The organism is Providencia sp. PROV261 (genome assembly GCF_028477945.1).
Lineage (GTDB): Bacteria > Pseudomonadota > Gammaproteobacteria > Enterobacterales > Enterobacteriaceae > Providencia > Providencia stuartii.
On the sequence record NZ_JAMPMC010000003.1, the window covers coordinates 39,872 to 64,252 of the forward strand.

General features: G+C 43.1%; 18 protein-coding genes. 1 reads left to right on the plus strand and 17 read right to left on the minus strand.

Annotated elements, in window-relative coordinates; translation table 11 throughout:
- Positions 1 to 67: 67 nt before the first annotated feature.
- Genes mukB through cmoM form a run of 4 tightly spaced genes read right to left on the minus strand, consistent with a single transcriptional unit; the run spans position 68 to position 7,329 of the window.
- Positions 68 to 4,513, minus strand: a complete 4,446-nt coding sequence (gene mukB / locus PR675_RS00665) for a chromosome partition protein MukB (RefSeq protein ID WP_004918156.1) — start codon at positions 4,511 to 4,513, stop codon at positions 68 to 70.
- Complete coding sequence (gene mukE / locus PR675_RS00670) at positions 4,510 to 5,238, minus strand: chromosome partition protein MukE (RefSeq protein ID WP_004918154.1); 729 nt, start codon at positions 5,236 to 5,238, stop codon at positions 4,510 to 4,512. Before mukE ends, mukB begins: the two co-directional genes overlap by 4 nt.
- On the minus strand, positions 5,219 to 6,544 hold the full coding sequence (mukF, locus tag PR675_RS00675) for a chromosome partition protein MukF (RefSeq protein WP_014657933.1): 1,326 nt from the start codon (positions 6,542 to 6,544) through the stop codon (positions 5,219 to 5,221). Before mukF ends, mukE begins: the two co-directional genes overlap by 20 nt.
- Positions 6,541 to 7,329 carry a tRNA uridine 5-oxyacetic acid(34) methyltransferase CmoM gene (gene cmoM / locus PR675_RS00680; protein WP_004918152.1) on the minus strand — a complete coding sequence of 263 codons (789 nt, stop codon included), beginning with the start codon at positions 7,327 to 7,329 and terminating at the stop codon, positions 6,541 to 6,543. Before cmoM ends, mukF begins: the two co-directional genes overlap by 4 nt.
- A 404-nt stretch (positions 7,330 to 7,733) precedes the next feature.
- On the opposite strand from cmoM, the gene elyC reads away from it, so the two are divergent.
- Positions 7,734 to 8,561: an envelope biogenesis factor ElyC gene (gene elyC, locus PR675_RS00685; protein ID WP_060560700.1), complete on the plus strand. Its 828-nt coding sequence runs from the start codon at positions 7,734 to 7,736 to the stop codon at positions 8,559 to 8,561.
- 71 nt (positions 8,562 to 8,632) lie between these two features.
- Here the strand turns inward: elyC and kdsB are convergent, their stop codons facing one another.
- The 13 genes from kdsB to seqA form a co-directional block, all read right to left on the minus strand.
- A complete protein-coding gene (kdsB, locus tag PR675_RS00690) occupies positions 8,633 to 9,376 on the minus strand; it encodes a 3-deoxy-manno-octulosonate cytidylyltransferase (protein ID WP_014657931.1) in 744 nt (247 codons plus the stop codon).
- Between the two features lie 5 nt (positions 9,377 to 9,381).
- Positions 9,382 to 9,561: a Trm112 family protein gene (locus PR675_RS00695; RefSeq protein WP_004918148.1), complete on the minus strand. Its 180-nt coding sequence runs from the start codon at positions 9,559 to 9,561 to the stop codon at positions 9,382 to 9,384.
- 145 nt (positions 9,562 to 9,706) lie between these two features.
- Positions 9,707 to 9,922, minus strand: coding sequence for a cold-shock protein (locus PR675_RS00700; protein ID WP_004918147.1), 216 nt, complete (start codon positions 9,920 to 9,922; stop codon positions 9,707 to 9,709).
- Between the two features lie 390 nt (positions 9,923 to 10,312).
- Complete coding sequence (gene lpxK, locus PR675_RS00705) at positions 10,313 to 11,311, minus strand: tetraacyldisaccharide 4'-kinase (protein WP_060560699.1); 999 nt, start codon at positions 11,309 to 11,311, stop codon at positions 10,313 to 10,315.
- A complete protein-coding gene (gene msbA, locus PR675_RS00710) occupies positions 11,308 to 13,053 on the minus strand; it encodes a lipid A ABC transporter ATP-binding protein/permease MsbA (RefSeq protein WP_004918144.1) in 1,746 nt (581 codons plus the stop codon). Before msbA ends, lpxK begins: the two co-directional genes overlap by 4 nt.
- A gap of 35 nt (positions 13,054 to 13,088) precedes the next feature.
- Positions 13,089 to 15,422, minus strand: a complete 2,334-nt coding sequence (locus PR675_RS00715; protein ID WP_014657929.1) for a DNA internalization-related competence protein ComEC/Rec2 — start codon at positions 15,420 to 15,422, stop codon at positions 13,089 to 13,091.
- 612 nt (positions 15,423 to 16,034) lie between these two features.
- Positions 16,035 to 16,322: an integration host factor subunit beta gene (ihfB, locus tag PR675_RS00720; protein ID WP_004918141.1), complete on the minus strand. Its 288-nt coding sequence runs from the start codon at positions 16,320 to 16,322 to the stop codon at positions 16,035 to 16,037.
- Positions 16,323 to 16,377: 55 nt separating this feature from the next.
- Positions 16,378 to 18,051 carry a 30S ribosomal protein S1 gene (gene rpsA / locus PR675_RS00725; protein ID WP_014657928.1) on the minus strand — a complete coding sequence of 558 codons (1,674 nt, stop codon included), beginning with the start codon at positions 18,049 to 18,051 and terminating at the stop codon, positions 16,378 to 16,380.
- Positions 18,052 to 18,227: 176 nt separating this feature from the next.
- Positions 18,228 to 18,911, minus strand: coding sequence for a (d)CMP kinase (cmk, locus tag PR675_RS00730; protein ID WP_004918139.1), 684 nt, complete (start codon positions 18,909 to 18,911; stop codon positions 18,228 to 18,230).
- A 202-nt stretch (positions 18,912 to 19,113) separates the two neighbouring features.
- On the minus strand, positions 19,114 to 20,388 hold the full coding sequence (aroA, locus tag PR675_RS00735; protein ID WP_004918138.1) for a 3-phosphoshikimate 1-carboxyvinyltransferase: 1,275 nt from the start codon (positions 20,386 to 20,388) through the stop codon (positions 19,114 to 19,116).
- Between the two features lie 104 nt (positions 20,389 to 20,492).
- Positions 20,493 to 21,581, minus strand: coding sequence for a 3-phosphoserine/phosphohydroxythreonine transaminase (gene serC, locus PR675_RS00740; RefSeq protein WP_004918137.1), 1,089 nt, complete (start codon positions 21,579 to 21,581; stop codon positions 20,493 to 20,495).
- 299 nt (positions 21,582 to 21,880) lie between these two features.
- The gene (gene pgm / locus PR675_RS00745) at positions 21,881 to 23,515 is read right to left on the minus strand and encodes a phosphoglucomutase (alpha-D-glucose-1,6-bisphosphate-dependent) (protein ID WP_036943608.1); all 1,635 of its coding nucleotides are present in this window, start codon (positions 23,513 to 23,515) and stop codon (positions 21,881 to 21,883) included.
- A gap of 61 nt (positions 23,516 to 23,576) precedes the next feature.
- Complete coding sequence (seqA, locus tag PR675_RS00750; RefSeq protein ID WP_004918133.1) at positions 23,577 to 24,125, minus strand: replication initiation negative regulator SeqA; 549 nt, start codon at positions 24,123 to 24,125, stop codon at positions 23,577 to 23,579.
- Positions 24,126 to 24,381 lie beyond the last annotated feature (256 nt).

Sequence of the window (24,381 nt, forward strand, 5' to 3'; positions counted from 1 at the left end):
TGCGGATTTTTATTAAAAAAAAACGGCATTATTTCTAACGCCGTTTTTAGTGACTTAAATAGGTTAATTACCCTTGAGGCAATTGTGCTTGTGAACTTGGGTTATCTTGACCAAACCCTTTTAATCCAACAACGTGTACGTGCTCTCGATTATCAAACACTTTACGAACCAATTTATAGGTCGTTCCTTTTTCAGGACTGATATTCTCAGGTGCTGCAATAATCAGCTGCATTTCTAACCGCTCACACAGCTCAAACAAGGTGGCGATAGATTTTGCATCCAGTCGAGCGGCCTCATCGAGGAACAGCAAGCGGCAAGGAATGATATCTTTTGCACGTAAGCGACGTGACTCCTCTTCCCAGCTTTGCACCACCATAACCAATATCGACATCCCTGTACCAATCGCTTCACCTGTCGATAATGCACCACTTTCCGCCTTCAACCACCCATCAGATCCGCGGTTAACTTCAACTTCAAGTTCAAGGTAATTACGATAATCAAGTAACTCCTCACCGATAGTTTGCGGTAAGCGTTGCCCCATATCGATTTGTGGGTTCAAGCGTTGATAGAGCTTAGCCATCGCCTCAGAGAAGGTTAAACGCTGGCTGGTGAACAGGTCTTGATGCAATTCGCTCTCTTCTGAGAGCACCGTCAATAACAGAGAATGGCTTTCTCGAATATTGACATTCAAGCGTACCCCTTTCACCTGACCAAACGCAACGGCCTGCAAGCCTTGGTTCAACATGCGAATACGGTTCTGTTCACGCTGAATGGTCTTACGAATAATGTTAGCCACACTCTTCGAACTGATCGCCAGTTTTTGCTCACGAGCCGTTAGCTCTTCTGTTAATCGAGCCAACTCAATTTCCATTTGCTCAATCGCATCGATGGGGTCATCAGTACGAATGATATCTTGACGAATACGCTCGCGAAGATGCTGATAAACAGCAATAAAGAATTGGATCTTACGCTCTGGGCGTTTCGGATCTTCAGATAAACGCAGTACATCACGTAAATGTTCATTATCTGCTACCGCTAAACGTAACGCCCCCAAAGCCTTATCCGACATTGAGCGTAAACTATCACCGTCGGTATAAGCCAATTCTCGACGGTGTAAACGCCGCTCAACACCATTGTCTTTCACCAAGCGCATGACAGCACACCAGCCAGCCTTAGCCGATACCACTTGTTCGCGCAATAGATAATAATCTTTCTCTAACTTGCGAATACGTTTTTGCAAGTTTTCCATTTCCGCTTCACATAAGGTCTGCTGTTTTTCTAGCTGGTTAATTCGGCTACGATTCGCCATGACAGATTGATGTAGCTCATCACGACGAATACGTGCACGCTCTTGCGCATCAGGATCCGCTTTAACACCAATATCCTGCATTTCTGCTTCTAGCTCTTTTAACATCTCTTGTTTGGTATCAAACGAGCTGCGAAGCGACGCTAAAACTTGATTGAATTGTGCTGATTGTGATTGCTGCTGACGTAACTGCTCACGAGCGCGGCTTCTTTCATTTTCAGCTTGCTCTAAGCGTTGGCGGAGTTTTTCGTTAAGGTCGGCATTCTCATTCACCATCCCCGTCGAATCACTGTAGCTAAAGTGGGCGCGACGCTGCACCACTTCCACCAAGGCAAAGGCCTGTTGTTTCGCGATTTGCTGACTATGTTTCGCATTCTCATAGTCTTGACGTAGCTGATCATGTTGCTCAGGGTCACTCAATAACGCGGTAACGATAGGCTCTAGTTTTGCTAACGCCTGACCATGTTTATTTAAGAAATGGGCAGCTTCTTCTGCTTCTGAAAGCTCATCTCGAATTTCGTCAGCGCGATCCGCTAGCGTTTCATCCATCAATAACCCAACTAAAGGTAATAGTCGGTTTAATGCAGATAGAGACTCTTTACCCATCGCAAACTGTTGGCGCTGTTGCTGAGTTTGCTCTTCAAACTGAGCCAAATTACGCTCTATCTCAGTACGTTTTTGGTTTAAGGTGCGGATTTCGGCTTCAGGGTCGGCTTCAAAAGCTACCGAAATATGTTGACCAATAAAACGACTAAAAGCTTGATGTGCACGTTGAATTTTTTGTACGTCAAACGAGAGCGTTGCGTAGCGCTCAGCTAAGTTATCACGCTCTAGTGTCAATGCTTCTAAGCGTGTTTCACGGGCTGCTCGGCCAAATAAGGGCACTTCCGGATAACGAGAAAAACGCCATTGCCTATCTGACGAGCGTACTAATACCGCATTTTCAAACTCTTCTGCATCGAAAACACTGTCATCGAAGGATTGGGGATCCCCTTCAATAAAGTAAACATCTTCTGGGCAATCTTGCAACGTTTCTAATTGGCTGCGCACCACCGAAAGGTCTTGAACAACAATCCCATTTCGAGCAGGACCATACAGCGCCGAGAAATAAGGGGCATCTTCAATGGTGATATCGTCGTAAATTTCCGATAACAACACCCCACCAAAACGCTCTGCAAGGGCAAGTAAACGGCTATCTTCCGCACCACTAGGTTGACTGAGGCGCTCAATTTGTTTCTCTAATTCGCGACGTTGGCTCGCCACCTCGTCACGCTCAACGGTGATTTCCCTTTCCTGTTCAAGCAGTTGCTGCATGTACTCTGTAACAGCACCACTTGATTCAAATGATTGTTTGGCTTGTTCGTTAAGTTGAGTCAACGCTTCTTGTGCCATTAACCATGCAGGCGCTTTAGCCGTTAATACTTGAATGCGTTGACGAATTTGCTCAAGCTCTTGGCGCATCTGCATACGACGTTCGCCGCTTTCGTTGACACCAACACTTAATTCTTCTTGCTGCGCTTCCAACTCGGCCATTAGGCCATCTAATTCATCTGGCTCATAGCTTTTGTTATGTCGCTTACAAAATTCGTTTAATAAGCGCTCTGCATTTTGCTGACTGTCTAAGCGTTGTTGTAATTCAGCGAGTTGCATGCGTAATGGTTGCACTCGCTCTGCCAAATGTTGCTGTGAAGACCAATCGCGTAATAGCGCCCTTGCTTGCTGGTAAGCCTCGCTACGACTGACTTCACCTACCATACTTTTAACAAGTTGGTACGCTTGCTCAAACTGACTGTGTGCCGCATCCGCAACACTGATTTTTTGTTCTAATGTCAGTAACGCTTCTGTGGCCTGCTGCTCGCGAGCTTCAAAGGTTTCTAACCACTCGTCTGCATTTTCTATTGATAAGTCAGGTAATTGGCACAATTCACGCGCCCGAGTCAGTGCCTGCAATGCTTGCTGATATTGAATAGCACGGGTTTGCTGGACATCAAGCGCCTGCTGATAATCAGCCAACTGGCTTTTTAATTCATCAACTTCAATTTCAGCCGCTTCAGCACGTGCTTCAAACTCTTCTTGGCGCTCTGTCGCCTCAGCAACCACTTCCGACTGCTCTTCAAGACGGAAAGTCAGCTCTTCAATATCGGCTTGGTAGCGATCGATTTTCTCTTGCTGACGCAATGCCGTCTGAACAAGGTTTAAATGGTCATTTGCAGCCTGATAATCAGCCTCTAAATCAGACGATGCATTATTTTGTTCGTTCAATTCGCGGGCAATTTCAACGCTACGAACTTGCTCTTGCCTCAACTGCTTACGGCTCGCCAATAGTTCACTACGCGCTGCCATTGCTGAATCAAGGTGAATACGTCGTTCATTGGAGTGACGCATATAATCGGCTGACACATAATCTGTAGCTTGGCTGATCAGATGTTTGAATAAATCACGATCCGATTGGGTTACGCGGATGGCTTCTAGTGTCAGGCGGTTTTCACGTAGCGCAGCTTCCATGTCTTGGAAAGCCTTACGTACTCCACTGTTTTCTGGCAATAAATAATCACGTAGCGAGCGAGTGATGGCACTAGAGATCCCGCCATACAATGACGCTTCAATCAGACGATAATATTTGCTACGGTCACTGGCTGAACGTAAACGCTTCGGTAAAACACCGAGTTCAAACAGGACTGAATGGTAATCCGTGATTGAGTTGAATTGCTTAAAGTGGAGGCCTTCTTGCTGTTCTAAACGCTCTTTTAATTCGTTGAGAGCGATAACTTTTGCTTGGCGCCCATCCACTATTTCGGTCAAAACTTCGGTCGGTACTGTCGCGATTGGCACACCTTGGATCATGAAAGGTTTAATATCGACTTTCTTATCACGACCCGCAACCTGTTGCAGCCTCACCCCAACAATGACGCGCTGATGTTTAGAGTTCAAAACATCCAAAACAGCATAACAGACCCCCGGGCGTAGCTTACCGTGTAAGCCTTTGTCGCGTGAACCTGTTGTTGCCCCTGCTTCGGTGGTATTACGGAAGTGCAGCAAGGTGAGATCGGGGATCATTGCGGTAATAAATGCCGCCATCGTTGTTGATTTACCTGCACCATTTCCCCCTGACAGCGTGGTCACCAGCTCATCAAGGTCAAAAGTACGCGCAAAAAAACCGTTCCAGTTAATCAGCGTCAGTGAGCGAAACTTCCCGCGTTCAATCATACTTGTTCATCCTCATCACTCTCAGCCGCATCTTGGTCTTCGTCTGTCTCTTCATCTTCACTATCCTGTAAGGATAACCCTTCTTCGAGGGAGATGGCCTCACCGTCACGGATCATACGTAATTGGGCTTCTTGAACGTTATCACCACTACGAACGTCAGCACCGAAACGGAATACTGATTCAGAAATAATAAATCTGTTCGAGTCGTTTTGAATAAAATGTACCATGCCTAAACGACGTAAGCGGTTCAGGGAGGTTCTCAGCTTTTCTTGTAGCTTTTGTTTATCCAAATCAGAACCGGTTGAGCGTTGATTAACAAATTTCAATAATTTGCTTTCATCCGCCAACGATAGTAGCTCTTCAAATAGCTCTTGGGCGGTAAAAATGCCTTGGTTAGTCAATCGTTCAGGACTTAAGTAGAGATAGCAAAGAATTTTCCCTACCATCATATCCAGCTCAGATAATACCGAGCGTGGGATCAAAGTTGTTGAACGGGGACGTAAATAGAAAAAGCCTTCCGGTGCCCGAATCAGTTCCACATTGTAGCGTGCATAAAATTGCTCTAACACCTCTTGAAAGTCCATCAAGAAGGCATGGTTATCAAGGTCATCAATACTAATATGACGCCCTGAACGCAATTGACTATCTAGCTCTGGGAAAATGGGGTTGGCCAATGCCTGAGCCAGTTTAACTGGCATAAATTGTTCAATATTTGTCGATGACATGTGCCTGCACCTTGGCTCCGTAATCATTAATTGCTAGCCACTCTGACGGCAATCCCGCCAAATCAGCCTCTGCGATACCTAATTTAACAGCCTGATCAATAATAATGCGTGTCACATCAAAGTGACGTTTCTGTGGATACTGCGTTAAGTACTCTTGTACGACTCGGGCAACATCCAGTGGCTGTTTTTCGCGTTTATAGAATGCCAGTTCCGCTTCCATAAGCTCGGCTAACCGATCGTTCACCTCGCTAAACTCTTCAAATTCAAGGTCTGGAGGCAATTCCCCCATCACCTCTTCATCGTTCAAGGCCAACTCTTCGTCACGCATATCAAATAGACGGTCCGCATTCGCGTAAGTCAGCGCCCATGGGCTATCAAGATATTGTTGAACGGATTGGCGTAAACGCTGCGAGAAAATACGGTTTTTATCCATATCAATTGCAGTACGGATAAATTTATGGACATGGCGGTCGTAACCAATCCAGAGATCGATAGATTGTTGACCCCAACTAACAATGCGGTCTAATTTGTTTTGCAAATCGTAAACTAGCCTATCCACCATATCGGAAAAGACTGGCGCATTCATATTCGCTTCTTGAATACGTAATAAATTCGCCTGTAATTTATCTCCGGCGGCTTCTAACGTATCCTGAAGCTCTCGCAATGTACCGGATGTCTCTGATAACAGCTGTTCACAGTTTGCGATAGCGGCCTGCCAATCTTGGTTGAGTAATGCCGCAATATCTTCTTTGATACTATTTTGCTGCTCATCCATCACGCGCTGAGATAAATCAATGCTGTCGAATATTTCAGCCACTGAATATTTCAGGGGGGCGAATACAAAACGGTGCCAATAAAATTCATCGCCGCCTTCTTCGGCTGCCTCTGCTGCCCTTTGTAGCTCACCTGCCACAATGGATAGCTGCATAGACAACCTTAATGTAGAAAACTCACGCTGACGAATGTAGTAGTCGCTTATTCCAATACCAAGTGATGTCAAACGGTAAATGGCGTTACCTTCTGTAATATCACTGGTAAAACGGTTAAATATTTTCTGGCGAACCATATCATTGATGGCGTTGTTCGCCCTGACAGATAATGATTCCGTGGTCTGTTCAAAACCTTTACACACTTCACGGAATGCATCAATCAACTCCCCTTCATTCATTTCACCGTTAACGCGTTCGCTGTTTAATACCGCAACCGCCAGCAAGAAAGCTAAGCGCTCTGGAGGCAGTGAAATCGAAAAATCATTTTTTCGTGCCCAGGACACGAGTTCAGGGACGGTCTGGGAAAAATCACTCATAAATCGTCCTTTATTATTGGTTTTCGTGCCATGACATGAATATAACGCCCCATGCTGATGTAGGGTTCCTGACGACAATATTGTTGTTCTAAAGCCAAAAGCGCCGGAAAATCTTTTTGCTGTAACTGCCGACTTTGCAGGTAGTCATGAAAGACTCTGACGCCACTTTTGCCAATAATCTCCATTTTGCAATCAGACAACCATTCATCGACTTGTTGTGGTAGTAATGGATTTTGTGGCGATAATGAACGTTTACGTCGACGTTGGATATGCGGTGTAGCAAGATGAAAATTACCTAAAATCGCGTTTCGCATTACTAAACCATTTGCATTATAGAACATGACAGAAAATACGCCTTCTGGCCTAATTATATCTACCAACTGTTCAATTGCATATTTCTGTTCACTAATCCATTCAAGTACCGCATGAAATAGCACTAAATCAACCGTACCTTCAATATGTTGGCGAATATCTTGAACGGCACAATGAATAAAACGCATATTTTCGCTAATCCCTTGTTCTTCGGCAAGTTCATTAGCGCGTTCAAGCATTTCTTCGGATAAATCGCAAAGTATGACCTGATGTCCCATTGCCGCCAGTTTGCGCGAAAAGTGACCTTCGCCACCGCCTGCATCTAAGATACGCAATGTTTGCCCATTAAACTGAGATAAAATCAATTGGGTTAGATCTTGCCAAACAACCGCTTCGCGTATTTTACCTTTTGTCGTGCCATAGATATTTTTTGCAAATTTATCAGCAATATCATCAAAGTTGCGGTCTACCATGTATTATCCGGTACTCTTTAAATTAGCCATTCATGCCTGTTAACACAACGCCACCTTCCCAGCAAATGTTAAAATCAGCCAGTTCTTATTTCGCCGTTAATGAAATAAGATCAAATCCAGAATATGATTCAATATTAATTCGGCTAAAATAACGCTGTACATCTGCTTGATGTTTAAGGCTGCTGAAACCTAAATGATATACGCTCAATAACTCGATGTGCAGGGTTTGAACCGCTAGGAGCATCGATAGCTCTGTGACTCGTGCGAATGAGTGTAGTCAAAAATACAGCAACTTGAAGTATGACGATTATAACAGATAACGGCCTTATTTTGGCATAGTGCGGTCCTGAATTCAGCAATCAGAACAATTAATTGACGATAAACTCCAAAAAATAGGTTCACTTATGCTATTTCTTTTAAAAAAATACTTGGGCGCCTTACTTATGCCGCTCCCTCTACTGCTGCTGATCGGGTTTATCGGCCTTATATTGCTGTGGTTTACACGCTGGCAAAAGAGTGGCAAGGCCTGTGTATCCATGAGCCTTATTGTGATTGCCCTTTTAGGGTTGCAGCCTATTTCCGACAGTTTACTTGCCCCTGTTGAAGGGAATTTCGATAAACGCTATGAACTGATCACAGAAAATCCCCCCGAGGATGTTCACTATATTGTCGTGCTCGGTGGTGGGTTTACCTATAATCCAGATTGGAGCCCGAGTTCTAACTTGCTCAACAATAGCCTGCCTCGCGTCACTGAAGGTGTCCGTTTATACCTAAAATACTCAGGAAGTAAGCTTATTTTTACAGGAAGCAAAGCGAATAGCACTATCAGTAGTGCAGAAGTTGCGGCCATGGTTGCTCAGTCACTTGGTGTACCTGCTAGCGATACGATTGCATTAACAGAGCCAAAGGATACGCAAGAAGAAGCATTTGAAGTGGAAAAAATAATTGGGAAAGAGCCGTTTTTGCTGGTGACCTCGGCGAACCACTTACCAAGAGCCATTTCCATGTTTACAGCACGCGGCATGCAGCCTATTCCTGCCCCTGCAAACCAATTGGCCATCAAAAGTGCACTCAATCCGTGGGAAAAATATTTCCCTTCCGCATTCTATTTTAGCCATAGCGAACGGGCTTGGTATGAATTAATCGGCTCTATTTGGTTTTATTTAAAGCCAGATAACACCGAAGCACTAGAAACCCCCATTTTAACGCCTGAGGCCATAGAAGCAGAATAAATAGAACAATAAAAAAGGTGTGGCTCAGAAATGAGTACACACCTTATATGGCTACCGATATTCATCGGTGCTTATTTAAATTGCTTTCTTACTAGCTCGAGATCTTCTGGAGTATCCACACCAGCACCCGGTGCTTTTTCAGCCACTGCCACATGTATTTTTTCGCCATACCAAAGCACTCTTAACTGCTCTAGCATTTCGATTTTCTCTAATGGGCTGGCTTCCCATTTAATATAACGACGAATAAACCCTGCGCGATAAGCGTAGATCCCAATATGACGTAAGAAATGATCACCGATAGCATTTTGGCTAACGGCGAATTTATCTCTATCCCATGGAATGGTCGCTCGAGAAAAGTAGAGCGCATAACCTTCATGATCTGTCACTACTTTTACCGCATTTGGATTAAAGGCTTCTTGAGCATCATGAATAGGCACTGCCAATGTTCCCATCTGCGCTTGGCTACCTTGAAGGTTCCTTGCAACTTGGCTAATGATTTCAGGTGGGATCAAAGGCTCATCACCTTGTACATTCACAATGATTTCGTCGTCCGCAAAGCCATAGGTGTCAATGACCTCTGCTAAACGCTCTGTTCCTGATTGGTGGTTAGGATCAGTCATACAAGCTTCACCGCCTGCTTGGATAACTGCATTCGCAACGTCAGGGTGATCGGTCGCCACAACGACACGTGACGCCCCTGACTTAATGGCTTGCTCCATGACTCTGACAACCATCGGCTTGCCATGGATATCAGCAAGGGGTTTCCCCGGCAGTCGAGTAGAAGCATAACGAGCAGGAATAATAACAGTAAACATAATGATTACTGCCCTTCGTCTAATGCAACTTTGCGAGCTTCACTTTCCAACAAAACAGGAATGCCATCACGGATAGGATAGGCAAGGTGATCGAATTTGCAAATCAGTTCAAGGTTTTCTTTGTTGTAACTTAATTTGCCATGACAGATAGGGCATGCAATGATTTCAAGTAAACGGTGATCCATGTTTTCTCCCAAATGGATTTAACTCACTTCGGGTCAGGATAACACAAGCCGATATCACCGTTAACTTTAATCTTTTTGAATACGCTCTCCTGCGAGAAATTGAGAGGATAGAGGTGCAGGAGAAACGGTACTGTTAATGATTTAATTAATAAGCAATAACGTCAGCAGCCGTTATGCCATCTGAATTGCGAGTAACAGAAAACTCGACATTTTGACCTTCAAATAATGATTTGATTTTTTTATTTGCAATTGATTTACGTGTAACAAAGATATCATCACCGCCATTTATTGGTGAAATGAATCCATAACCCTTATTTGCATCAAACCATTTAACTCGACCCATATGTAATTGAAAATTCATATTAAAACTCCTTTTGTTCTGAGAACAATAATTCTATTTATTGTTGTACTATTACTCTTTACACGTTATACCCCATGATAAATTGCCGATTTATTAAAACGCTTTAAGAGCAAGTAAACGATTACTACCGGATGTACTGTTGTTATTAATCTGTACACACTATTAAATTAACGGTCTTTCGCATACCAATCATCCACTGTAACTTAACAGCCTATTTTGACATTGAGATGACAAAACTGATGAATAAACGTGGAAACTGCGAGGAAATAGAGACGAACTCAGTTGACCGTGAATAAATCAAATATAGATACTCATTATTAATGAATTACATTTATATACATAATAAAGAGATCTACATCACGTTGGAGATATTATTATCACAGTAAATGTTTAAAGACAAGTTTTTTTATAGCGTTCTACCGTGTTTTTGATCTCACTGAGGATTTTTGCTTCCCCTGACGCATCGAAAGAAGCGTCCACAGGCAGATACCACCAATTGACTTGGGCGAAAGATTGGCATTTTACTGCGTCTTTTTCGGTCATTAGCAGGGGTTCATTATTAGGTGTTAATGCTAACAGAGAGTGTTGTTGATACGGCTGATGATCTGCAAAAGCATGCGTTTGCACCAATTCTACCCCTTTTTTTTCTAAGGAGGCGAAAAAGCGAGGAGGATGACCTATGCCAGCCATAGCAACCACCGTTTTAAGTTCACTCACTGCACACTTTTCACCACTGAGTAAATTAACGGCAATATCCCCTTCTAATGCCATAGCGACTTCATTAGCGTTTGCTTGCCCACCATTAACGATGACGGCATTCACACTCGTTAAACGCCCCGCTCTTTCACGCATTGGCCCAGCGGGTAACCACCAGCCATTGCCAAAACGGCGTTGACCATCAATCACAACGATTTCGTAGTCTCTGGCTAACGCATAATGTTGCAAACCATCATCGGTGATGATCACGTCCAACTCATGGTTTTCCAGTAATGCTTTCACCGCCTCACTGCGTTTGGGGGCCACCGCGACAGGCGCTTTGGTTCGGTAGTGAATTAAAATAGGTTCATCACCGGCTTCATCCGTTGTCGTCGTTGATGAAATCACTAGTGGATAGTGATCTGCTTTTCCACCATATCCCCGAGAAACCACACCAACGCGGTAACCTTCCCGAGTTAATGCTTCTACTAGCCAAATAACGACAGGCGTTTTACCATTCCCCCCTGCCGTTAAATTGCCAACAACGATTACTGGAACTGGTGCCTTCCAAGAACGGAATAACCCAGCTTGATAACTTATACGCCTAACTAACGCGATCGCCCCATACAGCAGCGAGAACGGCAGTAGTAAGATATAAAGCCATGACTGACCAGCCCAGATTTTTTCTATCATTGGCTAAACTGTATTTTATGTAGTTGAGCATAGGCCCCCTCTAGCGCTAATAACGCTTTATGGTTGCCACGTTCGATAATGCGACCATCTTGAACAACTAAAATTTCATCCGCATTTTCAATGGTTGATAAGCGGTGAGCAATCACAAGAGACGTTCTATTTTTTTGCAGTTCGTCCAGTGCTGCTTGAATAGCTCTTTCTGATTCAGTATCCAATGCAGACGTTGCTTCATCTAGGATCAAGATAGGGGCGTCACGCAACAGTGCGCGAGCAATGGCAATACGTTGGCGTTGCCCCCCCGAGAGCATCACACCATTTTCCCCAATCACCGTATCTAAACCTTTATCCAGTTTCGCGATAAAGTCCATCGCATAAGCCATTTCTGCGGCTTTCTCAATTTGCTCGCGGCTAAAACGCCCATCCGTTGCATAAGCAATATTGTTTGCAATGGTATCATTAAACAAATACACATGCTGTGAAACCAGAGCCACTTGGTTACGCAATGACTCAAGGGTATATTCCCTAATATCATGCCCATCAATACGGATAGAGCCTTTATCGATGTCATAGAAACGTGTAATCAAATTGGCAATGGTTGATTTCCCTGAGCCTGAACGCCCAACCAAGGCCACCGATTTACCTGCTGGTAAAGTAAATGAAATATCATCTAATGCAGGATGTTCTTTAGTTGCATAAGTAAACGTGACATTTTCAAATTCAATATCACCTTTCACATTAGATAATACTTTGGTTCCCTCGTCTTTTTCTTGTTCAGTATCGAGAATAGAGAATAGTGTTTGGCATGCTGCCATCCCACGTTGGAACTGAGAGTTAACGTTAGTGAGCGATTTCAATGGGCGCATTAAAGCAAACATAGAAGAGAAAACAACGGCGATTGTCCCCGGTGATAACTGTTCACGAATTTCAGGGAAACTTGCCGCATACAGAACGAACGCTAATGCAAAAGAAGCAATCAATTGAATAATCGGGTCTGAAATTGCCGAAGCAGTGACCATTTTCATTGATTGGCTACGCATATTATTGCTGACTTTATTAAAGCGCTCAGTTTCAACTTTTTGTCCGCCAAAAATTAAAACTTCTTTGTGCCCTTTTAACATTTGTTCAGCACTAGCCGTAACATGCCCCATCCCCGTTTGCATATTTTTACTGATCTTACGAAAACGCTTAGAGACGATGCGGATTGTAATAGAGACGATTGGCGCGATAACAATCAAAATGAGGGAGAGTTGCCAGCTATAGTAGAACATCATCGCAAACAAACCGATGATATAGGCACCTTCACGAATAATGGTAATTAATGCACCTGACGATGATGCCGCCACTTGCTCTGAGTCATAAGTGATACGTGATAAGAGGGTTCCTGTAGATTGCTGATCAAAAAAGCTGACAGGCATTCCCATCATATGGCCAAATAGCTTACGGCGCATACTCATTACAACTTGCCCAGAAACCCACGAAACACAGTAGGTTGAAACAAAGCTAGATGCACCACGAACAATAATTAGACCTAACATAGCGAGAGGAAGCCATTTTAAAACGTCATTATCCGCTTTCTCAAACCCTTCATCGAGTAAAGGCTTTAATAAAGAAATCATAAACGCATCCCCTGCTGCGTTGATGACTAGAGCGATAGCTGCAACAAATAAGCCTGCTTTAAACGGCGAAATAGTAGGCCATAACCGGCGAAACGTTTGTCGTGTCGAAAGGTCTTTATCAATCATGTTTTTATTACCAAACTTAATGTAAGCGCACTATTCTACTCGGGAAATGGCGGATCACCAAACCAGAGATGATACCATCTAGGGTACATTTCGATTCGATAGCGCAAAATGTTTAACTTTTCTCTTTTAAACCAGATGGTTACCTGACCTGACTCCGCTGTATTAATCCATTTAATATTATTATTTTTGTACCGTAAGTACACTTTATCTGACGGTATTTTCCAAGGACTGTATCTTGCTGAAGAGACTAATACCGTTGTTGGTGAAATTGTTCTAATGAATAGTGACGTTGATGACGTATTGCTGCCATGATGTGGCGCAAAAACAATGTCCGCATTTAATCGATGTTTATATAGTGCGGTAATTGCTTGCTCACCCTGCTTTTCGATATCACCTGTTAGTAAGATTTTATGGTAGCCATCGGTTAACATGATCACACAAGAATCATCATTATGAGACTTTTCAGCAAGCTTTTCAGGCCAAAGCACTTCAAAGTGCAGCTCTCCCCATTGCCAACGTTGACCTTTAGAGCAAGGAAGATGTTGCCCCCCTCCAAAACTGCTTCGCACATTTAACCAAGGGTATTGTTTTTTTAGAAATGGCACTCCGCCTATATGGTCAAGGTGCTTATGGCTTAGAATAAGGCCTATCGGGATAATCCCTTTTCGTTTTAAGTATGGAATGATCTGTTTTTGGGCGTTACTTCCTCCTTGCCAACGATTACCTGTATCATATAAATAGGAGACGCCTTTTTGCTGTATTACAACGGCTAAACCATGACCAACATCCAGAGTGGTTAAGCTCCATCCTTGCTCTACTGATTTATCAACCGCACTTTCAGTGCCGATGCACAATGCACTAAAACAGCCTAATAACCCAATATAGGTTCGATGCCAGCCAAATGAAATAAATACACCAATCAACCAGCAGAATAAAGAAACCCACAATGAAACGGACTGTAGCTCCATCCAAAAATCACTGAGATACGCTAATGGCTTTATTCCTATTGAAATAATGCTATCAATTAATTGCAAAATAAAATGATGGATTGCAGCACTTGGAAACAGATATAGCAGAAATGAGAGTAAGATAAGCGGTACAACCAACCAAGAAACAATAGGAACCAACCAGAGGTTTGCCCAAAAGCTCATAAAATTGATCCCTTGAAATAATCCCATTTGTATTGGTGCTAATAAGATCAATAAACCCGTTTGTAAATGCACGAAAGGAATTAACCAACCAAGGATTTTTGTATGCTGTGTAGAAGATGATACAGAAAATAACTTGAACCAATACAGTATCGCCAATACCGCAAAACTGGATAACCAAAAGCTGTCAGATAGCATAGCTAAAGGGTCTGCAAGCACAATCAAACCAATGCTCCATACCGCCCATTGCCATGAAAAATAGAGGCTCTTTTGCTGTTTGATATAGATCCACAACCCCAATGCAATTAAAGCACGTGTTGCTGGAATAGCGAAACCAGAGACCCATCCATACAGAAAAGCAAAAATGCCTCCAAATATAATAGGTATTTTGGGGCTAATAACGTAGCTGGGAAGCAAATACAGTAAGCACCGAGCAAGCCAATAGCCTAGTAAATAAGATAGCCCGATATGCAAACCGGATATGGCGATAAGGTGGCTCACACCTGTACTTTGTAATAGTGCAGATAACTCAGGCGTTAATAATGTGCGCTCACCAAACATTAAAGCATAAGTAATCGCAGCATTTTTTAATGAAAGAATTTCTTCCTTATAAAAATCTATTACCCTCTGCCGCACAGAGCAGCGAGAGTCGATCATTGTTGTTTGGGTGTTTTTTAATTTACCAATAATACGTTGTGATAGGCTATAACGTTGTTGGTCAAAGCCCCCTTCATTTAAGGATGCATGTAACGGTTTTAATAGGCTATTAAGTTGCCAAGTTTGCCCCGCACAAATAGTAACACCTGACCGATGTTTCACTTGCCATACCGCATATAATGGCGGAAACACGGTGACCCCAGCAACTTTATTAATTCTGACTTTAATGTTTTCTTTTTCTTTATTAAATAGTGGTACGCTGATAATAGTAACGTCTAATAATTGGTACTTTTTTGACAGTAGGTTTATTTTCTCAATAACATCATTAGCGTGCCAACATGCCCACAAAAATGCGATAGCTATTAATAGAAAAAACTTCAGATAACGATGTGCTTTTATAAATAACAAAAATAGAAACAAGATACCTGAAATAATGAATGAATTATTTATTGTGGGGATATGATGAATAAATAAAATCGGTAATGTGCCAATAAATATCGCGATCGCCGCTAAAGTATAGGAAAGTGATCCTCCCCGAAATAGTGTCAGTATACTGCCATACATTTCCTCACCTCTTAGTGCGCCACATGAATGAGCACCATAACGAGGCTTACCCTTTTTTGGAAAACATGAATATCAGCGATACGAGCTGCTTCCTAATACTTGATGATATCACTCAATCATATTTTTTTATTTAGGAGGGGCTTCGCAAAACTATTTTGTTTTTATTGTTAATTTAAATAATTATTGAGAGAGAGTATCGCCGTTTGGATTAAATTAAAAGTAAATGATATCGTTGTCTATATAGCTTCATCTATCTCGATTTTAGCTAAGCTAAATATCAACAACCTATATAATCTAACTACCTAAGTGGGTCATTCATGTTCGGGTAACTTGTGTCTGCATTCCAAGCCATTGCTATACCATAACCAGTTTTATTACGCTCCTAACCTATGGTGCTCTATTTTTTAGCCATTAGCAGATTGCTCCAGCCCTACGACAATACTTAAACGGTTTCCTGCGAGTCAGATAAGCAATTAAGCAGCTCACGATCCCCTTTACTGAGCGTGTCGTTTTAGCCAGAAACGCTATCAATACGTTAAAGACCCCCAATAAAAAAACGGTGCTGTGAAACACAAGCACCGTTTTGAACTAATAATTAAGATTTACAATCAATTATTGACCATAAATATTTACACGGTCACGTAATTCCTTACCTGGTTTAAAGTGAGGAACGTATTTACCTTCCAACTCCACTTTGTCTCCAGTTTTTGGGTTACGCCCAACACGCGGAGCACGGTAGTGAAGAGAAAAACTGCCGAATCCGCGGACTTCTATACGTTCACCACCAGCCAGAGTATCTGCCATATGTTCGAGAATTTCTTTAACAGCATCCTCGACCGTTTTTGCTGACAGATGAGATTGCTGGCTAGCCAGTCTTTCGATTAACTCAGACTTGGTCATAGTACCTCCCTAAACTACCGTTACGAAGGGGTAACGCCTGTTACCCCTACCTTAATTATTCGCCTTTAGCTGCTTTGAAAGCTTCAGCCATTGCGTTGTTACCGAAGCTAGTATCTTCTTGCTTGTTCACAGTAGCGATAGCGTCTTTTTCATCAGCTTCGTCTTTTGCACGAACAGACAGGTTGATTACACGGTTTTTACGGTCAACACCAGTGTATTTAGCTTCAACATCATCACCAACTTTCAGAACCTGTGTTGCATCTTCAACACGGTCACGAGAAGCTTCTGATGCACGTAGGTAACCTTCAACGCCCAGAGTCAGCTCAACAGTTGCACCTTTAGCATCAACTGCAATAACTTTACCAGTTACGATTGCGCCTTTCTTGGTTGCTGCTAAGTAGTTATTGAATGGATCTTCAGCTAACTGCTTAACGCCCAGAGAGATACGCTCACGCTCTGCGTCGACTTGCAGAACAACGGCTGCGATTTCGTCACCTTTTTTGTATTCACGAACTGCTTCTTCGCCTGCAACGTTCCAGGAGATGTCAGACAGGTGAACCAGGCCATCGATGCCGCCTTCCAGACCGATGAAGATACCGAAGTCAGTGATTGACTTGATTTTACCTTCAACACGGTCACCTTTGTTGTGAGTTTCTGCAAATTGCTGCCATGGGTTCGCTTTGCATTGTTTCAGGCCTAGAGAGATACGACGACGTTCTTCATCGATATCCAGAACCATAACTTCAACAACGTCACCAACGTTAACAACTTTAGATGGGTGGATGTTTTTGTTAGTCCAATCCATTTCTGAAACGTGAACCAGACCTTCAACGCCTTCTTCGATTTCGACGAAGCAACCATAGTCAGTCAGGTTAGTTACGCGACCAGTCAGTTTAGTACCTTCTGGATAACGTTTAGCGATTGCAACCCAAGGATCTTCGCCCAGTTGTTTCAGACCCAGAGAAACACGGGTACGCTCACGGTCGAATTTCAGAACTTTAACTGTGATTTCATCACCAACATTGACGATTTCGCTTGGGTGTTTAACACGTTTCCAAGCCATATCAGTGATGTGCAGCAGGCCATCAACACCGCCCAGATCAACGAATGCACCGTAGTCAGTAAGGTTCTTAACGATACCTTTAACTTCCATGCCTTCTTGCAGATTTTCGAGCAGTTGATCGCGTTCTGCGCTGCTTTCAGATTCAATTACAGCACGGCGAGAAACAACAACGTTGTTGCGTTTCTGATCCAGCTTAATAACTTTGAACTCTAGCTCTTTGCCTTCCAAGTGGGTTGTGTCACGAACTGGACGAACGTCAACCAGTGAACCTGGTAAGAACGCACGGATACCGTTCAGTTCTACAGTGAAACCACCTTTTACTTTACCGTTGATAACACCGGTTACAGTCTCAGCTTCTTCGTAAGCTTTTTCCAGCATCAGCCATGCTTCGTGGCGTTTCGCTTTCTCACGAGAAAGGATAGTTTCACCGAAACCATCTTCAACTGCATCCAGAGCTACGTCGATTTCGTCGCCAACTTGGATTTCTAGCTCACCCTGAGCATTTTTGAATTGTTCTACTGGGATAGCAGATTCAGATTTCAGACCTGCGTCAACCAGAACAACGTCTTTATCGATGGCAACAACAGTACCACGGACGATAGAACCAGGACGGGTTTCAATATTCTGCAGGGATTCTTCAAAGAGTTGAGCAAAAGATTCTGTCATATTAATGATCTTCAAGAGTTTTAAATTAACGTCCATTCAGCTTCCGGCCAAATGGGGTTGTTTTACATACCCCACAACTTTCCTTGTCATAAGGTGATTACCATGTTAAGCGAAAAAATCAACATAGTATTAGATGCGTATACTATCTACATTATAAGCTAAAATACAGCCAATTATTAAGATAATTGCAGAATTTTTTTCGCGTAGGCTTGTGCTTTTTCAATGACTTCCTCAATTGACATACTTGTGGAGTCCAAAATCAAAGCATCCTTCGCGGCAACTAAAGGTGCAACCGAACGGTTACGATCACGATAGTCGCGTTCTTGTATTTCGGTTAAAAGTCGTTCAAAGTTAACATCAAACCCTTTTTCCTGCAACTGCTTCATGCGCCGATGAGCGCGCTCTTCTGCGGAAGCGTCAAGAAAAATTTTGACGGGAGCGTCAGGAAAAACAACGGTTCCCATATCACGACCATCTGCAATCAAACCAGGCATCGCTCTAAATGCGCGTTGCCGGCGTAATAGCGCTTCCCTTACACGCGGAAAAGCTGCTATTTGCGAGGCGGTTTTACCCACATCTTCCGTGCGAATTTGATTTGAAACATCTTCGCCTTCTAAAATCACTTTTAACTGGTTTTCTTCTGGCACAAAGCGTACATCTAGGTTTGCCGCTAAAGGTACTAACGCATCTTCAGACTGAATGTCTACATGATGATGTAAAGCCGCTAATGCGAGAACACGATAAATCGCACCAGAATCTAAGAGTTGCCATCCAAACTGGTTTGCCAGCGCTTGGCATAATGTACCTTTACCAGCACCACTTGGTCCATCAACGGTTATTACAGGGGCAATTGCCACCATAAAAGGTCTCCTTCTCTGCACGTGGTTTCACCACCTGCAATTAAAATCTGTAGTGGTATTATACCTACTCGACGATTTTGTGAAATAAGCAGGTTCTGATGAGTCGCAGAAAAATGGTTATGCAGATATATAAATGGCGGCTAATTATGGATACTGACTGACATTGCCTCAATGCAAAGTCAGTCAGTCGAATGATTAAAATTTAGCTCAGACGGGCTAATTGTTGGAAGTAATCTGGGAATGTTTTTGCCGTGCACCCTGGATCTAAAATCGTAACAGGGGTATCAGACAAGGCAACGAGCGAAAAACACATAGCAATTCGGTGATCGTTATAGGTTTCAATTTCAGCATGCTGTAATTGCGCTGGCGGAACAATACGGATGAAATCGTGCCCCTCTTCGACTTCAGCACCGACCTTACGCAGTTCAGTCGCCATAGCATACAGTCTATCCGTCTCTTTCACGCGCCAATTATAGATATTACGGATCACCGTTTCCCCTTGCGCAAACAGTGCCACAGTACCAATGGTCATCGCCGCATCTGGGATAGCGTTCATGTCCATATCGATTCCGTTTAACGTACCTCGTTGGCATTCAATAAAGTCATCCCCCCAACGAATTGTTGCCCCCATTTTCTCCAGTACATTGGCAAACTTGGTATCGCCTTGGAGACTATTACGACCAATACCTGTCACTCTGACAGTACCACCTTTAATAGCTGCCGCGGCAAGAAAATAGGATGCTGATGACGCATCACCTTCGACTAAGTATTCACCGGGTGATTGATACTGCTGTTGCCCTTTAATAACAAAGCGTTGATATTGGTGATTATCCACTTCAACGCCAAACGTTGCCATCAAAGCTAAGGTGATATCGATATAAGGTTTTGAAACCAATTCACCTGAGATAGTAATGATTGTCTCTTTCTCAGCCAACGGCGCGGCCATCAAAAGTGCGGTCAAAAATTGGCTAGAGACAGAGCCATCAACCGATATTTCACCACCAGAAAAACCACCACGTAAGCGAAGGGGTGGATAATTTTCTTGTTCTAGGTAATCAATCGTAGCGCCACCTTCACGTAAAGCATCAACTAAATGCCCTATTGGGCGCTCTTTCATGCGAGGCTCGCCTGTTAACACAATATTGTTATTCGCTAACGACAATGCTGCGGTCAATGGGCGCATTGCCGTACCCGCATTACCCAGAAAAATTTCCAGTTCGTCAGTATGGCATAACCGCCCACCGACTCCTTGAACACGGCAACGTGTTTTATCTTCAGACAATTGGTAATTAACACCAAGCTGGCTTAATGCATTCAGCATATGGCGAATATCATCACTATCCAGTAAGTTTGTCAGTAACGTTGTGCCATTAGCCATCGCCGCTAATAACAGCGCTCGGTTCGATACACTTTTAGACCCTGGCAGGTTGATCGTTCCGTTAATTGAAGAGATAGGTTGTAATGTCAGGGATTGCATAAAGCGCAGGTTCTCCAGTACTGTTTGCCTAATTATTTATTATCGTTTTCAAAAATGAAGATAGTTAAACCCGACCCAATGCGCGGATTGGGTCGGGAAGATGATTATGCGTGGCGACGTTCAAAGTCTGCCATGAAATCAACAAGTGCTTGGACACCGGCTAATGGCATCGCATTGTATATTGATGCACGCATCCCACCTGAAACGCGGTGACCTTTTAGTGACAATAGCCCTTGTGCTTTCGCTTCTTCAAGGAATTTGTCATCCAACGCAGGATTTTGCATTTGGAAAGGTACGTTCATCCAAGAACGGTTTTCGACCGCAACGCGGTTAATATAAAATTCACTATCATCGATTGCGTTATACAACAATTGTGATTTTTCATAGTTGCGTTTTGCCATTTCCTGCAAGCCGCCCTGCTCTTTCAACCACTTAAAGACCATGCCTGATAAATACCAAGCAAAAGTCGGCGGTGTATTAAACATCGAGTCATATTTTGCTAAGGTTGTATAATCAAATATTGAGGGTGTCTGCTTTGAAGCTTTGCCCAAGAGATCTTCACGGATAATAACAATGGTAAGACCCGCTGGACCAATATTCTTTTGTGCTCCTGCATAAATCACGCCATAACGGCTAATATCAATAGGTTTAGACAGAATCGAAGATGAATAGTCCGCAATGATCACTTTGTCTTTCGGGAAATCAGGTTCTTCATGGATAGCTAGGCCATCAATAGTTTCATTAGGGCAATAGTGAACATAAGCCGCATCTGAGCTTAATTGCCATTCGCTCATCGGTTTCACACCCACAACACCGTCTTTTTCTTGTTTGACTTGGATAATGTTAGGAGTGCAATATTTTTGTGCTTCTTCTGCCGCAGATTCCGCCCAATAGCCACCAACAATATAGTCTGCCGTGGTTTTATCGCCCAACAGATTCAGCGGTAATGCAGCGAAATGACCGCGAGCACCACCATGGCAAAATAGTACTTTATAATTTTGCGGAATATTTAATAAATCACGTAAATTTTGCTCTGCTTCCTCCGCTATCGCAATAAAATCCTTGCCGCGATGGCTAACTTCCATAACAGAAACGCCTAAGCCTTTCCAGTTACAAAATTCCTGTTCAGCACGACGCATGACTTCAACAGGTAGCATGGCAGGACCCGCACTGAAATTATAAACCTGACTCATTGATTTCACCCTATCTTCAATTTCAACAATGTTTGTTAAATTAACTCAGTAACTATGGTTGTATCATCACCTGTCACTTGCTGCAACGGTTATTGTCGAGTTGATGGGAAATACGATAAGTTGAATTTATTGATAAAAAAGAGAGGAATTTTGTTAATCCCGTCACAACAAATACCACCACAATATTATGAAGCGATAGTGGACGAATAAAAAATATAATCCCGATTATGGCCTGTTTTGCATAATCGGGGTTTGAAAATATTTTGCTCTAGCCAGTTAGGCAATAATGATACGGCTGATTAAGCAATAACCTTATTCACAATCTCTATTGCTTCTTGTTCAATTTGGCGTAAATGCTCTTCGCCACGGAAACTTTCACAATAGATTTTGTACGCTTCTTCCGTGCCGGATGGACGAGCGGCAAACCAACCATAATCGGTCATGATTTTTAGCCCGCCAATAGAAGCGCCATTACCCGGTGCCGTCGTTAAACGTTGAGTGATCTTATCGCCCGCTAAAGAGTCCGCAGTGACCATCTCTGGAGACAACTTACTGAGTTTCGCTTTTTGCTCATGGGTGGCTTTGGCTTGAATACGACTATAAATAGGCGCACCAAATTTTTCGGCGAGTTTGTTATAACGTTGCTGAGGGTTTTCCCCTGTCACCGCGGTAATTTCCGCCGCTAGCAAACATAAAATGATACCGTCTTTATCTGTCGACCAAGGTGTGCCATCAAATTTAAGGAAAGACGCTCCGGCACTCTCTTCGCCGCCGAAACCCAATTTTCCGTTAAACAAGCCATCGACGAACCATTTAAAACCAACGGGTACTTCGACAAGTTCACGTCCAATATCGGCAACAACACGGTCAATCATGGCACTTGAAACGAGTGTTTTCCCGACAGCGACCTCTTTCCCCCATTGTGGGCGATGCTGGAATAGGTAATCGATCGCAACCGCAAGGTAGTGGTTTGGATTCATTAACCCTGCTGGGGTGACGATACCATGACGGTCATAATCAGGGTCGTTGGCGAATGCTAAGTCAAACTTTTCTTTCATCCCTAATAGGCCAGCCATCGCCCAACGCGATGAGCAATCCATGCGGATCACGCCATCATGATCAAGCGGCATAAAACGGAATGTTTGATCTAATTGATCATTCACCAGTTCAAGATCTAATTGATAATATTCAGCAATCTTGCGCCAATATTCGATGCCAGAACCACCGAGTGGGTCGACACCTAATTTTAAACCTGCTTTTTGAATCGCCTTCATATCCACCACTTCACCCAGTGCGGCGACATAAGGCATGACTAAATCTTGTTCGGTGACATAACCACTGACCAGCGCATCTTCAAAAGAAATACGCTTAACACCCGTAAGGCCGTTTGCGAGTAATTGATTTGCTTGCTTTTCGATAACCGATGTTAAATCGGTATCAGCAGGGCCACCATTTGAGGGATTATATTTTATACCGCCATCTTCCGGTGGGTTATGAGAAGGTGTAATGACAATTCCATCCGCAACATCTTGATAAGATTGATTATAACTGATAATCGCATGGGATATGGCAGGCGTCGGAGTAAACCCGTTATCGGCTTGGATAACCACATTGACTTGGTTTGCAGCTAACACCTCAATAACCGTAATAAATGCCGCTTCAGACAACGCGTGGGTGTCTTTGCCGACAAAGCATGGCCCTGTTAGCCCTTGCTTTTTACGTAAATCAGCAACCGCTTGAGCAATAGCAAGAATATGATTTTCGTTGAAATTTTTCCTACTTGCACTGCCTCGATGCCCCGATGTTCCAAACTTCACTGCATGTTCAGGGTTACCGACTTGTGGTTTTAGTTGATAATATTGAGCGGTTAGTTGTGCAACATTAATCAAATCTTTCTGAAACGGAAGCTGCCCTGCGCGTTCATGTATTGTCACTTGTTATCTCCCAATGCACTGGTGCCCTATTTGTGACACCAGCGATGCCTCAATTTTTCGATTAGATAGTATTACAAACTTTCTCAATCACATTGGCAGGGAACTGCATTTCCTGCATGATTGCTTCAACCATGCTGCGTTTGCGATTGGTATTTGTGTTGGTGATCACCCAAAATGGCGTTCCCGGAATATGCCGTGGTTTTGACTGCTTACCTGCGGCTAACAGTGTTTGCTCATCGCCAGCAAAATAGACACGCGTACGACCATGCATTGACTCTGTCGCATTAGCAAAAACAGTGGCGTCTAAGCTATAGAGTGTCGATAAAATTAGCATAAAGCGGTCGATGGCTTTGCTTTTTTCTGCATAAGCATCAGAGAGTAAAAGCTCCCTCATCACCCTAACTGGATTTTGCGGCGTAATGGCTGTTTTTTTTGTCTCGACCGCCTGCTGCGGCGGCTGTTCGTTGCCGAGTTCTTTAACGACTTGTACTGGCTGACCGGACTTTAAATTTAACATACGGCGCAAAATATCCGATGCACTTTCACCGATATGCAGTGTGTGGCTGGCAATATAGCGGTAAAGCTCTTCATCAACTTCTATCGTTTTCATTTTTTCCCAGTACTTTTTTAACTAAAATTTGCGTTGGGATTATAAGATAGATTTCAAGAAAACAAAACAATTAAAATTTCAATAACTTAAAGTAAACAGCACACTAAGTTCAACGATATTTCAGTAAGTTATCATCTGATTGGTGGTTTTATGTTTAATCAGAAAAAAATACAATAATGAGAAGAATGAGACCTTAATATTCCATTTATTCTTTTATTGATAGCATTGAATAATTAATCGACCCGTTTGGATTTTG